The sequence below is a fragment of the Haemophilus parainfluenzae genome, assembly GCF_003252795.1.
Classification (GTDB): Bacteria; Pseudomonadota; Gammaproteobacteria; order Enterobacterales; family Pasteurellaceae; genus Haemophilus_D; species Haemophilus_D parainfluenzae_K.
Window position 1 is genome coordinate 76,679 of record NZ_QEPQ01000005.1, and the last position, 13,623, is coordinate 90,301.

The window sequence follows — 13,623 nt, forward strand, 5'->3', positions numbered from 1 at the left end:
AATTATTCGTAAAATGCGAAAAATCACCCTAATTTATTAATTTCCTTCATATTGTATTTCGGGCTACAATATATCCACTTTTATTTCGCTCAACCCAAAGGATTGATTATGTTGCCACTTGAAGATGCCTTGGCGCAAATGCTCCACCAACTTCCCTTCCCTACAAAAACTGAAACACTGGCTTTAACTGAAGCCGCTGATCGTGTCTGTGCGGAAGATGTGATTTCTCCGATTAACGTACCATCTTTTGATAACTCTGCGATGGATGGTTATGCAGTTCGTTTAGCCGATTTACAGCAATCCATGACGCTTTCTGTTGCGGGAAAATCCTTTGCGGGTAATCCGTTTCAAGGGGAATGGGGAGCACAAAGTGCGGTCAGAATTATGACGGGTGCAATGATTCCTGAAGGTGCCGATGCGGTGGTTATGCAAGAAGAGGTCACCGTCAATGAAGATGGTACAGTTACCTTTTCTGCCTTACCTAAAGCCAATCAGAATATTCGCCGTATTGGTGAAGATGTAAAAAAAGGTGATGTGGTATTACATCAAGGCGATGAGTTAAATGCCGTATCTTTACCTTTACTTGCTTCATTAGGCATCGCTGAAGTTAAAGCTTACCCACGATTAAAAGTGGCCGTGCTTTCAACCGGTGACGAATTAGTCCCTGTCGGTCAACCGTTACAAGCAGGACAAATTTACGATACCAACCGTTTCACCGTGAAATTAATGCTAGAAAAATTAAATTGTGATGTACTCGATTTCGGTATTCTACCGGATAACCAAGCAGAATTTGAAGCCGCTTTTGTGAAAGCACAAGCTCAAGCTGATCTGGTTATCACAAGCGGTGGCGTTTCGGTGGGTGAAGCTGACTTCACGAAAACTGTGTTAGAAAAAGTCGGTCAGGTGAATTTCTGGAAAATTGCGATGAAACCCGGCAAACCATTTGCATTTGGTAAATTAGAAAATGCTTGGTTCTGCGGTTTACCTGGCAATCCGGTTTCTGCATTAGTGACATTCTATCAATTGGTTCAACCGGCTATTGCCAAATTAAGCGGTAAAAAACACCCGAAAAAACAACCGCACTTCCAAGCGATTGCCCAAACCAATTTGAAAAAATCACCAGGACGTTTAGATTTCCAACGTGGTTTCTATCAAATTAATGAAAATGGTCAACTTGAAGTGCAACCAGTGGGTTTCCAAGGTTCACATTTATTCAGTTCTTTTGTGAAAAGTAACTGTTTTATTCGCCTCGAAAAAGATCGCGGCAATGTCGCTGCGGGCGAAATCGTCACCATTGAACCGTTTAATCACCTATTGGGGCAATAATGGCTGAATTAAGCTACGAAGAAGAACTGCGTTATAACCGCCAAATCATCTTAAAAGCGGTTGATTTTGACGGACAAGAAAAGCTGAAAGACAGCCGAATGTTAATTGTCGGTCTGGGTGGTTTAGGCTGTGCGGCAAGTCAATATCTTGCAGCAGCTGGCGTGGGTCATTTAACTTTATTGGATTTTGACACCGTATCGCTTTCTAATTTGCAACGTCAGGTATTACATACCGATAGCCGATTAAATATGCCTAAAGTGGAATCGGCAAAAATTGCGTTACAACAGATTAATCCTCATGTCGAAATTGAAACCATCAATGCACAACTTTCCGAAGAAAAACTCGCGGAAATCATACCGCACTTTGATGTGATATTAGATTGTACCGATAACGTGGATATTCGTAATGCGCTCGATCGTGGTTGTGAGAAAGCGAAGATCCCGCTAATTTCAGGTGCGGCAATCCGTTTAGAAGGACAAGTATCCGTCTTTACTTATGAACCCAATACCCCAACCTATCGCCAGCTTAGCCAGCTCTTTGGGCAAAATGTTTTAAGTTGTGTAGAAGCGGGCGTACTAGCGCCAATTGTGGGTGTTGTTGGCTCCATTCAAGCCTTAGAAGCTATCAAAGTACGGTTAAAAATCGGTTCAAATTTATGTGGACGCTTGTTGTTTATCGATGGATTAACCATGCGTATCCGAGAAATGAAATTACCCGTCTAATAGTTGGGCAGACCACAAGTCTGTCCTTCTCTCAAAATTACCCACAAATAATTATCCTTCCCCTCGTGCATTGCTCAAAAACAAATGCTATTATCTTGTTCGACAATTCATTTGTCTTATATCGCAAGTTTTGTGTATAGGAAAATGGTAGACACTTCAAAAATCTCTTCATTTTATACCGTACTTGCAAATCATCATTTCATTAGTTTAAGGATTAACTCTCTCATGAAAGAGATTTTGCAACAATTCAAACAAAATTATCTGATCAAATACTGGAATCCTGTCGCGGCAGTTATTGCTGCGGGGCTTATTTCAGCTTATTACTTTGGGGTAACTGGCACTTATTGGGCGGTTACGGGGGAATTTACTCGTTGGGGCGGTCATGCTTTGCAAGCGCTAGGTGTCGATGTGTCCGACTGGAGCTACTATAAAATTATCGGCATGCAAGGTACGATCTTCACCCGTATTGATGGCGTGATGATTTTAGGTATGTTCGCGGGTTGCATTTCGGCTGCACTTTGGGCAAACAACGTAAAATGGCGTAATCAACCACACAAACGTCGTATTGTTCAAGCCCTCATTGGTGGTGCATTAGCCGGTTTTGGTGCACGTTTAGCAATGGGCTGTAACCTCGCCTCTCTCTTCACCGGTATTCCACAATTTTCTGTTCACGCTTGGTTCTTCACTATTGCCACTGCTGTAGGTACTTACGCAGGCGTAAAAGTCACCTTACTTCCGATATTCCGCGTGAAATTAGAATTGAAAAAAGGCGCAGCAAAATTACAAGAAACGGATCCGAAACAAGCAAGTCGTCGTTTTTGGATTGGTATGGTGGTCTTTTTTGCTTACCTGATTGCTTCACTTTATGTGATGACAAACTCCGTCAAACTGGGTTTTGCGATGCTTTGTGGGTTAGCTTTCGGCTTATTAATTGAACGTGCTCAAATCTGCTTTACCTCTGCCTTCCGTGATTTATGGGTAACGGGCCGTGCTTATATGGCAAAAGCCATCATCTTCGGTATTATCGTGGGTACGCTTGGCGTATTTAGCTACATTCAATTAGGCGTACCTGCCAAAATCATGTGGGCGGGTCCAAATGCAATTATCGGTGGTTTATTATTTGGCTTCGGTATTGTATTAGCCGGCGGATGTGAAACCGGTTGGATGTATCGCTCAATGGAAGGCCAAGTTCACTTTATGTGGGTAGGTGTGGGTAACGTTGTTGGTTCAACCTATTTAGCCTACGCATGGGACGATCTTGCCCCTGTGCTTGCGTTAGATTACGAAAAACTTAACTTATTGAAATCCTTTGGCCCTGTTGGCGGTTTATTAGTGAATTACGGCTTGCTTATTCTCTGCTTAATCGCTGTCGTTTGGTGGGAACGCCACTTCTTGAAAAAAGCCAAAGCAAAAATTGCGGCAGCGAATCCACAAGCTTGTGGCTGCTAATTAAATATTAACGAATTCATTCAAAAAAGAGGACATTATTATGGCATTTACCGTTGTTCAAAAATTAGATAAAGATCCAAAAGACATCACCCCAGATTACACGTTAGATACGTTAGGTGAACCTTGCCCGTATCCGGCGATCGTGATGCTCGAAACCATGCCGCAATTACAAAAAGGCGAAATTTTAGAACTATTAAGTGACTGTGCCCAATCTATCAACAACATTCCTGTTGATACTAAAAACCACGGTTACACACTATTAAGCGTAGAACAAGATGGCACTAAATTACGTTATTTGATTCAACGTTAATGTAAAAAGTGCGGTCAATTTTGACCGCACTTTTTTTATAAAATTTTGGTATGGTATGTTAAATACAAACACATCTTAATAATTAATTTTTAAGCTAAGTGATTTTACTTTTAAACTGATTAGTCAATCTATTAAAAAGCCTTCATTATTAACTATTTTATCTACAAGATACGTCACACTCTCATCATCTTGTCTATCAAACTCATAAATGAAGTTATATAAAAAATTACTTAATGGGTAATTATATTTATATACCAATAGCGATAAATCATTTTGAATCTTGAATAAGCTATAAATTGGACTACTATCTTGGGTATTTCTTACTTCAATTATGAATTTTTGAATCTCTTCCTCATATTCAAATAAAATTCTATCAATCTGAATCCTAGAATTAGAAAAAACATCTAATAATTCAATTAAAACATCATGTTTCATACTCATATCATTTCTTACACTATTATTAAGATTTTTATACTCTGGTCATAACACTAAAAACCGCACTTTAATCTCTCAAAGTGCGGTCAGTTTTACTTCAGTTTTTTGCTTATTTGTTTAATGCAGTAAGAATGTCATCAACACGTTCTTTTGCATCACCAAAGAGCATTTGGGTGTTTTCTTTGAAGAATAATGGGTTTTGAACGCCCGCGTAACCTACCGCCATAGAGCGTTTGAATACGATAACGTTTTGTGCTTTCCATACTTCTAACACTGGCATACCTGCGATTGGGCTGTTTGGATCTTCCATTGCCGCTGGGTTTACGGTGTCGTTTGCACCGATAACCAATACCACATCGGTATCTGCGAAATCATCATTGATCTCATCCATTTCAAGCACGATGTCATAAGGCACTTTTGCTTCCGCTAAAAGTACGTTCATATGACCCGGTAAACGACCTGCAACAGGGTGAATACCAAAACGCACGTTAATGCCACGCTCACGCAATTTCGCCGTAATTTCAGCCACTGGATATTGCGCCTGTGCTACCGCCATACCATATCCTGGTGTGATGATTACAGAGCTTGCATTTTTAAGTAATTCAGCCACTTCTTCTGCGGTTGTTTCACGGTGTTCACCTTGTTCTTCATCAGAAGATACTTGAACATCATTACCAAAACCACCTGCGATAACGCTGATAAATGAGCGGTTCATCGCTTTACACATAATGTAAGAAAGAATCGCACCAGAAGAACCCACTAATGCACCGGTGACGATAAGCAAGTCATTGCTTAGCATGAAACCTGCTGCAGCCGCTGCCCAACCAGAATAAGAGTTAAGCATTGAAACCACAACCGGCATATCCGCACCACCGATAGATGCCACTAAGTGCCAGCCGAATGCAAGAGCAATTGCGGTCATGAGTAACACTGGGAAGATATTATCTGGGTTGTTTAAGAATGCCACCATCAAGAAAGCAGAAACCACTAATGCCGCTAAATTTAATTTATGGCGATGTGGCAACATTAATGCTTTTGAATTGATTTTGCCGCTTAATTTACCGAATGCGACGATAGAACCCGTGAATGTTACCGCACCGATGAAGATCCCTAAGAATACTTCAACGTTATGGATATTCATTAACACAGGATCGGTTTCGTGTGTTAAGCCGTAGCTGTTAAAGCCTACGAGCACAGCTGCTAAACCTACAAAGCTGTGAAGGATCGCAACGAGTTCAGGCATTTCAGTCATTTCAACTTTTAATGCACGTTGAACACCAATCACGCCACCGATGATCATCGCAATGATGATCCATAATGTGCCTTCAGATTGCGGGCCGAAAATGGTTGCAACAAGAGCAATTGTCATACCGACAATACCATACCAACAACCAGCTTTTGCCGTTTCATGTTTAGAAAGACCGGCTAAGCTCATAATGAAAAGTAATGCAGCGATAATATAGGCTGCTTGTACTAAACCTTCAGACATCGTCTTCTCCTTAACCTTTTCTAAACATCGCCAACATACGTTGAGTTACACGGAAACCACCAAAGATGTTGATGCTTGCCACCAAGATTGCCACAAAGGCTAATGCATCAATAAAGAAGTTGCCTGTTGGCTGTCTAATTTGCAGTAATGCACCCACAATGATGATACCTGAAATCGCATTGGTTACCGCCATAAGTGGGGTGTGTAAAGCGTGGCTGACGTTCCAAACCACGTAGTAACCAACTACACAAGCCAATACGAATACGGTGAAGTGAGAAAGGAATGCTGCTGGCGCCACAGATGCAAGCCAGAGGAATAACACACCTACACCTGCCATCACACCGTATTTGATGCGAGGATCTGCTGGTTTTTCTTCCTCTTTTTTAACCGCACTTTGTGCCGCTTTCGCTTCTTGTTTTGGTTGTGCTGATACTTGGATTTGCGCTGGTGGAATTTCTTCCCCATCAAGTACTACAGTCACACCACGTAATACCACATCGTCAAAATCGATATTGATCTTGCCGTTTTTTTCTTTACAAAGTAGTTTTAATAAATTAACTAAGTTTGTACCGTAAAGTTGGGAAGATTGTGTTGGTAAACGACTTGGGAAATCGGTGTAACCAATGATTTTCACTTGGTTTTCAGTGGTGACGACTTTACCTGCTTCAGTGTAAGCACAGTTACCGCCTGTTGCAGCCGCTAAGTCCACCACCACAGAACCTGGTTTCATGGAATCAACCATTTCTTTTGTGATTAAGCGTGGAGCTGGTTTGCCTGGAATCGCCGCAGTGGTAATAATGATATCCACTTCTTTGGCTTGTTCCGCATAAAGCTCCATCGCACGACGGTTAAATTCTTCTGACATTACTTTTGCGTAACCATCGCCACTACCGCCTTCTTCTTTGAAATCAATTTCTAAGAAAGACGCGCCCATACTTTGTACTTGTTCTTTTACTTCTGGACGAGAGTCAAAAGCACGTACAATCGCACCAAGGCTATTCGCAGCACCAATCGCAGCAAGACCCGCTACACCCGCACCAATCACTAACACTTTTGCCGGTGGTACTTTACCTGCTGCGGTAATTTGTCCAGTGAAGAAACTACCAAATTCATGAGCCGCTTCAATCACCGCACGATAACCAGAAATATTCGCCATAGAGCTTAATGCATCAAGCGCTTGCGCACGGGAAATACGCGGCACTGAATCCATCGCTAATACATTAATTTTTTTCGACGTAAGTTTTTTCATTAAATCCGGATTTTGTGCGCGCCAAATGAAGCTCACAAGTGTTGCACCTTCCTTCATTTGATCAATTTCTGCATCCGTTGGTGGATTCACTTTAAAAATTATATCCGAATGCCACACTTCTGAACTTGAGCCAATTTTAGCGCCGGCGTCGATAAATGCTTGGTCTTCAAAACTCGCTTTGAATCCCGCATTGTGTTCTACGATGACGTCAAAGCCCAGTTTTAAGATCTGCTGAACCGTTTTTGGCGTCGCCGCCACACGATTTTCGCTCTCAAGCAGTTCTCTAGGTACACCAATTAACATAAATGTTTCCCTCTGGTTGATGAAATTTCAGACAAACTCACGCCTGTCCCTGTCTCTTAAATGACAAAAAGTCATACGACGGTAAATGTATCACTTATTGCGATTGTTTGGGGAAATTTTTTAACTGGTTTTACAAGATATTGTGATAGGGATCACAAAAGTGTGGATATGAAAATATCGTATGCAGAATTGCTCACTTAACCCAATGATTATTCCTGAGAAAGCGATGAATTAAAATAACGGAAAAACTGACCGCACTTAAATAAAAGGAACAAAAAAGCCCGATATGATTTATCGGGCTACATGCTTAATTTGTTCCACCAACGGTGATTTCATCAATTTTCAAGGCGGGTTGCCCAACACCGACCGGTACACTTTGGCCATCTTTGCCGCATACACCGATACCAAGATCTAAGTCTGTTTCATCGGCGACCATAGAAACTTTTTGCATCACATCGATACCGCTGCCAATTAATGTCGCGCCTTTAACAGGTTTGGTGATTTTGCCTTTTTCAATAAGATAAGCTTCAGATGTCGAGAACACAAATTTACCTGAGGTGATATCCACTTGCCCACCACCAAAGTGAGGTGCATAAATACCGCGATCCACAGAAGCGATTAAATCATCAAATTTACTTTGACCTGCCAACATATAGGTATTCGTCATTCGCGGCATTGGTAAATGCGCATAAGATTCACGACGACCATTTCCTGTCGGTTTCACGCCCATTAATCGTGCATTGAGTTTATCTTGCATGTAGCCTTGCAAAATCCCGCCTTTGATTAAAACGTTATACTGGCTTGGCACCCCTTCATCATCAATGGTTAAAGAACCTCGGCGATTTTGTAATGTGCCATCATCCACAATCGTACATAATGGCGACGTCACTAACTCACCAATTTTACCCGTAAATAGGGAACTTTCTTTACGGTTGAAATCCCCTTCTAAACCGTGTCCCACCGCTTCATGAAGCAATACGCCCGGCCAACCTGCCCCTAATACCACTGGCATTAATCCTGCCGGTGCTGCGACCGCACTTAAATTCACAAGGGCTTGACGAACGGCTTCTTTTGCAAAATTAACGGCACGAATATCCCCATTTACTACATCAAAGAACCAATCTAAGGCAAAGCGACCACCTGAACCACAACTGCCCCGCTCACGTTTACCATCTTCTTCAACAAGAACCGAAATGGATAAACGCACAAGCGGACGAATATCTGCAGCAAGTGTGCCATCTGTTGCAACCACTAACACTTCTTCATAAATCGAACTTAATGCTGCAGAGACATGTGTAACACGAGGATCTTCAGCTCGAGCGGTTCGATCCACTAAGTGTAATAACTCGATCTTTTTCTCTTTACTTAAACTTTCTAACGGGTTAATCACTGCATAACGCTGAACCGCATTCACCGTATTAAATGCTTGAGGTGAAATTAAATTGCCTTCTTTAATTTGTGCGATACCTTTTACGGCCTCTGCACATTGTTGTAATGAGGCTAAGTTGATTTGGTCAGAATACGCAAAGCCTGTTTTCTCACCAGAAACTGCGCGTACACCGACACCGCGATCAATATGAAAGCCACCTTCTTTAATAATACTATCTTCTAATACCCAGCTTTCATCTTGGCTTAATTGAAAATAAAGATCTGCATAATCAATATGACGATGTGACATCACATCAAAAATATTAAGCAATGATTGATGAGATAAATTGCTTGGTGCAAGTAAGGTATCTGAAACCTGTTTTAACATTTGTTCTCCGACATTTATAAAATTTAATTCTGCCAAATCTCCCCTCGCCCCTCTTTGCTAAAGAGGGGGATAGTTTTTGACTAATCTAAATTATCCAATCCAAATTGGTATAAGGCATTTTTCTTATAACCATAAAGTTCTGCCACAATCGCAGCCGCTTTTTTTAAGGGTAATTCTTTGGCGATCAAAGTGAGCGCTTTAATTGCTTGTGGTGCAAATTCGTCGATATCTTCTGATTTGGGTTTGCCTTCTACAATTAATACCATTTCACCTTTTGTGCGATTCGGATCTTCACTTAACCATTGACGAAGATCGCTTAATTTATCCCCTGCAATGGTTTCCCATGTTTTCGTAATTTCACGGGCAAGTACTACATAGCGTTCGCCACCTAATACATCTTGCATATCAGCAAGGGTATCTAAAATGCGGTGGGTTGATTCATAGAAGATTAAAGTGCGGTCTTCTTCCGCAATATTTTCTAACTTATCTTTACGCGCCTTGGTTTTGGCAGGTAAAAAGCCTTCAAAACAAAAACGGTCTGATGCAATACCCGATGCGCATAATGCAGTAATCGCGGCACAAGCACCTGGTAACGGCACCACTTTAATGCCAGCCTCACGACATTGACGGACTAAATGAAACCCCGGATCGCTAATTAAGGGGGTTCCCGCATCTGAAATTAATGCAATATTCGTACCTTGTTTTAGCTTTTCGACCAACACATGAGCTTTTTCTTGTTCATTGTGATCATGTAAGGCGAAAAAAGGCTTTTTGATACCATAATGACTGAGCAATAAACCACTGTGGCGTGTGTCTTCCGCGGCAATTAAATCCACTTGTGAAAAGGTCTCTAAAGCACGTTGTGTAATATCCTGTAAATTCCCGATTGGCGTAGCGACAATATATAAAATTCCGGTTAAATCATTCATTTTTGTTTGCTTTTACATTGTGAGATAAGTAAGATCGCCCATTATTGATTTATTCATTATGGAGCGAATATGTCTATTCTATTACAAGGCGGTCGTTTTAAAAAACGTTTAATGCCGATTTTATTGTCTGTTGCATTAGCAGGTTGTTCTAACTTATTTGGTAGCAGCTTTACCCAAACATTACAACGTGATGCCAATGCGAGTTCTGAATTTTATATGAACAAATTAGGGCAAACACAGGATAAAGAAGATCAACAAACATACAAACTCTTAGCTGCTCGTGTATTAATTTCTGAAAATAAAGTACCTCAAGCGGAAGAGTTATTAACGGAGTTAGTTGACTTAAACGAAGCACAACAATTAGATCGCACGTTAATTGAAGCACGCATCGCCGCAGCAAAAGGCAATAATGATGTTGCTGAAGGTAAATTACGTGCACTCGATCTGACTAAATTAAGTCCATCACAAAAATCTCGTTATTACGAAACCTTTGCTCAAACAGCTGAAAATCGTAAAGACGTGATTGAAGCGGTGAAAGCGCGTATCAAAATGGATGAAAACTTAACAGACATGCAGCGTCGTAAAGATAATGTTGATAAAACTTGGTCGTTACTCCGTTCTGCGAATACTGCTGTTATCAATAATGCCTCCGATGAAGGTAGCGTAGCATTAGGCGGTTGGCTCACCTTGATTAAAGCTTATAACGACAACATCCGTCAGCCAGTACAATTAAGCCAAGCGTTACAAAGTTGGAAATCCGCTTATCCAAACCACGTTGCGGCAACCTTTTTCCCTAAAGAGCTAGAAAGCTTGTTGAATTTCCAACAAACGAATTTAGCTCAAATTGGTTTAGTCTTACCTTTAAGCGGCGATGGCCAAATTTTAGGTACAACGATTCAATCAGGTTTCAATGATGCAAAAGGTGACTCAACCATTCCAGTACAAGTGTTTGACTCATCTACCACCCCGATTAATGACATTATTGCACAAGCAAAAGCATCGGGTATTAAAGCGTTAGTGGGTCCATTACTGAAACAAAATGTCGATGCCATCATTGCGAATCCAAGTGCAGTACAAGGCATGGATGTGCTCACATTAAATGCAACAGCAAATACTCAAGCAATTAACCAAGTCTGTTATTACGGTTTATCTCCAGAAGATGAAGCAGAGTCTGCGGCGAACAAAATGTGGAAAGATGGCATTCGCAATCCAATTGTGGCAATGCCACAAAATGATTTAGGACAACGTGTTGGTAATGCTTTCAACGTACGTTGGCAACGTTTAGCGGGTACAGATGCGAATATTCGCTACTACAACTTACCGGCTGATATTACCTACTTCTTCCAAGGTGCGCCGCAAGATACAAGTGCACTTTATGTCATCTCTTCACCAGATGAATTGGCTGAAATTAAAGGTTATTTAGATACCAGCAATCCGAATGTACGCATTTATGCAAGCTCTCGTTCTAACGCGGCAAGTAATACACCAGAATACTATGCGAAAATGAATGGCGTTCAATTTAGTGATATTCCATTCTTTAAACAAAGCGATTCTTCACAATATCAAAAAGTGGCTGGCTCAACCGGTGGTGAATTCCAATTAATGCGTTTATATGCAATGGGTTCTGATGCATGGTTGCTCATCAATCACTTTAATGAATTACGCCAAGTACCGGGTTATACCTTAAGCGGTTTAACCGGTCAGCTTAGCGCGGATTCAAACTGTGATGTGGATCGCGATATGACATGGTATCAAGTACAAGATGGTAACGTGGTAGCGGTTGCGAACTAATCCATGTTTTCATTAAAACGTCAACAAGGGGCGGGCTTTGAACATCAAGCCCGCCTTTTCTTAGAGGCTAAGGGGCTTAAATTCATCGCGGCGAATCAACATTTCAAATGCGGTGAATTAGATCTCGTTATGCAAGACGGGCAAACTATTGTATTTGTTGAAGTTCGTCAACGATCCAGCTCAGCATTCGGATCCGCCGTTGAAAGCGTGGATTGGCAAAAGCAACAAAAATGGCTAAATGCCGCAAATTTATGGCTTGCCAAACGTAACCTAAGCCTTGAAGATGCGGATTGTCGTTTTGATCTTATCGCCTTTGGAAAAACCGCCAGTGATATCCAATGGATTCCTAATTTTCTCGATTAACCTTTTCCGATTATGTTACAAAAAGTTAAAGATATTTATAGCGAAAGTATTCAGATTCAAATCTCTGCTTCTAGCCTATTATCAGAAAACATTGCCACCGCCACACAAATGGTGATGCAATGTTTGTTAAGTGGTCATAAAGTGATTGCCTGTGGTGTTGCTCGCTCTTACGCGAATGCGCAATTCTTAGTGTCAAATTTGCTTAATCGTTATGATTTTGAACGCCCTAGCCTGCCATCCGTACATCTTAGCCTTGAAAGTGCGGTCGGTTCTTCACTAGTTTTTGATCAACCTATCGATCAGCTTTATCAACATCAATTTAACGCTATTGCTAAACCCGGCGATTTATTGATTGCCTTTGCGCCGCTTGGTACAGAAAAAGCGGTGCTGAATACGATTGCGAATGCCGTCAACAAAGAAATTCAGGTCATTGCCTTAACTGGTGCAAACAATGATGCGATTCAAGGTGTGTTAGCTGAAACAGATTTAGAAATCTCTATTCCCACGACGAAAGAAGCACGCATTTTGGAAAATCATTTATTCGTTATTAATGCACTGTGTGAGCTTGTTGATAGCACGCTTTTTCCAAGAGCTTGACATTAAAGGCTTTTCCAACCAAACTATTTCTAAAATTAATTGACTAATTAGTTAACTCACTCATTTATAAAAAGGAGATTAATGATGAAATTAACCCCATTAAAAAAACTCGCCTTCGTACTTGGTGCATCTATTATGTTACAAGGCTGTGTGGCTGCTGTACTTGGTGGCGCGGCTGCCGGTGCTAAAGTTGCAACGGATCCTCGCACAATGGGTACGCAAGTCGATGATGAAACGTTAGAAGTAAAAGTTGAAAATGCATTAGATAAAGATGCACAAATTAAATCAGAAGGTCGTGTACATGCTGTTTCTTATAGTGGCCGTGTATTATTGATTGGCCAAGTGCCGAGTGAAAGCGTAAAAGAAACCGCGACCAGTCTTGCAAAAGGCGTGGACGGTGTGAATGACATCTATAACGAATTACGTGTGGGCAATAAAATTAACTTTGGTCAAATTACCAAAGACAGCTGGATTACCACACAAATTAAATCGAAACTTTTCGTTGGCGATAATGTAAAAGCAACAGATGTGAAAGTGATCACCGAAAATGGTGAAGTATTCTTACTCGGAAACGTCACTCAATCACAAGGTGACTCAGCGGCAGAAATTGCAAGTAAAGTTACCGGTGTTCAAAAAGTCGTCAAAGTATTTAAATACTTGAATTAATTAAATTTTTAAACTTTAAAGTGCGGTCAAAAATTATCTCGTTTTTGACCGCACTTTTTTCTTTACAAAGATTTACAAAAAAGATCCTGCCTAAAAAAACATCACTTGAAAGATAAGTCATTTATTTTAAATGACTTATCTTTTGTCAATAATGTAAGTAAAAAATTTACTGCTTGAATTCAATTTTAAAACACTCTATCTTGTGCACCGTTATTTTCCACAACACTATATCTTGTGT

At 40.9% G+C, this 13,623-nt stretch carries 13 protein-coding genes; 8 read left to right on the forward strand and 5 right to left on the reverse strand.

Translation table 11 applies throughout. The annotated features are described in order from the left end of the window. Nucleotides 1-108 precede the first annotated feature (108 nt). The 4 genes from moeA (at nucleotide 109) to yedF (ending at nucleotide 3,807) form a co-directional block, all read left to right on the forward strand. Nucleotides 109-1,326, forward strand: coding sequence for a molybdopterin molybdotransferase MoeA (moeA, locus tag DPV81_RS08530; protein ID WP_111387875.1), 1,218 nt, complete (start codon nucleotides 109-111; stop codon nucleotides 1,324-1,326). After that, the gene (moeB, locus tag DPV81_RS08535; RefSeq protein ID WP_111387877.1) at nucleotides 1,326-2,048 is read left to right on the forward strand and encodes a molybdopterin-synthase adenylyltransferase MoeB; all 723 of its coding nucleotides are present in this window, start codon (nucleotides 1,326-1,328) and stop codon (nucleotides 2,046-2,048) included. Before moeA ends, moeB begins: the two co-directional genes overlap by 1 nt. A 225-nt stretch (nucleotides 2,049-2,273) precedes the next feature. Then, nucleotides 2,274-3,497, forward strand: a complete 1,224-nt coding sequence (gene yedE / locus DPV81_RS08540) for a selenium metabolism membrane protein YedE/FdhT (RefSeq protein WP_111387879.1) — start codon at nucleotides 2,274-2,276, stop codon at nucleotides 3,495-3,497. Between the two features lie 40 nt (nucleotides 3,498-3,537). Continuing rightward, nucleotides 3,538-3,807 (forward strand): sulfurtransferase-like selenium metabolism protein YedF, encoded by a 270-nt coding sequence (gene yedF / locus DPV81_RS08545; protein ID WP_005696304.1) that lies wholly within the window; start codon nucleotides 3,538-3,540, stop codon nucleotides 3,805-3,807. Nucleotides 3,808-3,930: 123 nt separating this feature from the next. Here yedF and DPV81_RS08550 read toward each other — a convergent pair whose 3' ends face one another. From DPV81_RS08550 to rsmI, 5 genes are all read right to left on the reverse strand, one after another. Continuing rightward, nucleotides 3,931-4,248: a CdiI-like immunity protein gene (locus DPV81_RS08550; RefSeq protein WP_049384214.1), complete on the reverse strand. Its 318-nt coding sequence runs from the start codon at nucleotides 4,246-4,248 to the stop codon at nucleotides 3,931-3,933. 103 nt (nucleotides 4,249-4,351) lie between these two features. Beyond that, the gene (pntB, locus tag DPV81_RS08555; RefSeq protein ID WP_014065528.1) at nucleotides 4,352-5,731 is read right to left on the reverse strand and encodes a Re/Si-specific NAD(P)(+) transhydrogenase subunit beta; all 1,380 of its coding nucleotides are present in this window, start codon (nucleotides 5,729-5,731) and stop codon (nucleotides 4,352-4,354) included. Nucleotides 5,732-5,741: 10 nt separating this feature from the next. Continuing rightward, on the reverse strand, nucleotides 5,742-7,283 hold the full coding sequence (pntA, locus tag DPV81_RS08560; protein ID WP_111387881.1) for a Re/Si-specific NAD(P)(+) transhydrogenase subunit alpha: 1,542 nt from the start codon (nucleotides 7,281-7,283) through the stop codon (nucleotides 5,742-5,744). A gap of 307 nt (nucleotides 7,284-7,590) precedes the next feature. After that, on the reverse strand, nucleotides 7,591-9,039 hold the full coding sequence (gene tldD / locus DPV81_RS08565) for a metalloprotease TldD (RefSeq protein ID WP_111387883.1): 1,449 nt from the start codon (nucleotides 9,037-9,039) through the stop codon (nucleotides 7,591-7,593). An 80-nt stretch (nucleotides 9,040-9,119) separates the two neighbouring features. Then, the gene (rsmI, locus tag DPV81_RS08570) at nucleotides 9,120-9,968 is read right to left on the reverse strand and encodes a 16S rRNA (cytidine(1402)-2'-O)-methyltransferase (RefSeq protein WP_111387885.1); all 849 of its coding nucleotides are present in this window, start codon (nucleotides 9,966-9,968) and stop codon (nucleotides 9,120-9,122) included. 69 nt (nucleotides 9,969-10,037) lie between these two features. Between rsmI and DPV81_RS08575 the strand changes: the two genes are divergently transcribed. The 4 genes from DPV81_RS08575 to dolP all read left to right on the forward strand — a co-directional run bounded on the left by DPV81_RS08575 (nucleotide 10,038) and on the right by dolP (nucleotide 13,385). Then, nucleotides 10,038-11,759 (forward strand): penicillin-binding protein activator, encoded by a 1,722-nt coding sequence (locus tag DPV81_RS08575; RefSeq protein ID WP_049373370.1) that lies wholly within the window; start codon nucleotides 10,038-10,040, stop codon nucleotides 11,757-11,759. Nucleotides 11,760-11,762: 3 nt separating this feature from the next. Next, the gene (locus DPV81_RS08580; protein ID WP_111387887.1) at nucleotides 11,763-12,122 is read left to right on the forward strand and encodes a YraN family protein; all 360 of its coding nucleotides are present in this window, start codon (nucleotides 11,763-11,765) and stop codon (nucleotides 12,120-12,122) included. Nucleotides 12,123-12,134: 12 nt separating this feature from the next. Further along, nucleotides 12,135-12,719: a D-sedoheptulose-7-phosphate isomerase gene (locus tag DPV81_RS08585; RefSeq protein ID WP_111387889.1), complete on the forward strand. Its 585-nt coding sequence runs from the start codon at nucleotides 12,135-12,137 to the stop codon at nucleotides 12,717-12,719. 84 nt (nucleotides 12,720-12,803) lie between these two features. Then, nucleotides 12,804-13,385, forward strand: a complete 582-nt coding sequence (dolP, locus tag DPV81_RS08590) for a division/outer membrane stress-associated lipid-binding lipoprotein (RefSeq protein WP_111387891.1) — start codon at nucleotides 12,804-12,806, stop codon at nucleotides 13,383-13,385. Nucleotides 13,386-13,623 lie beyond the last annotated feature (238 nt).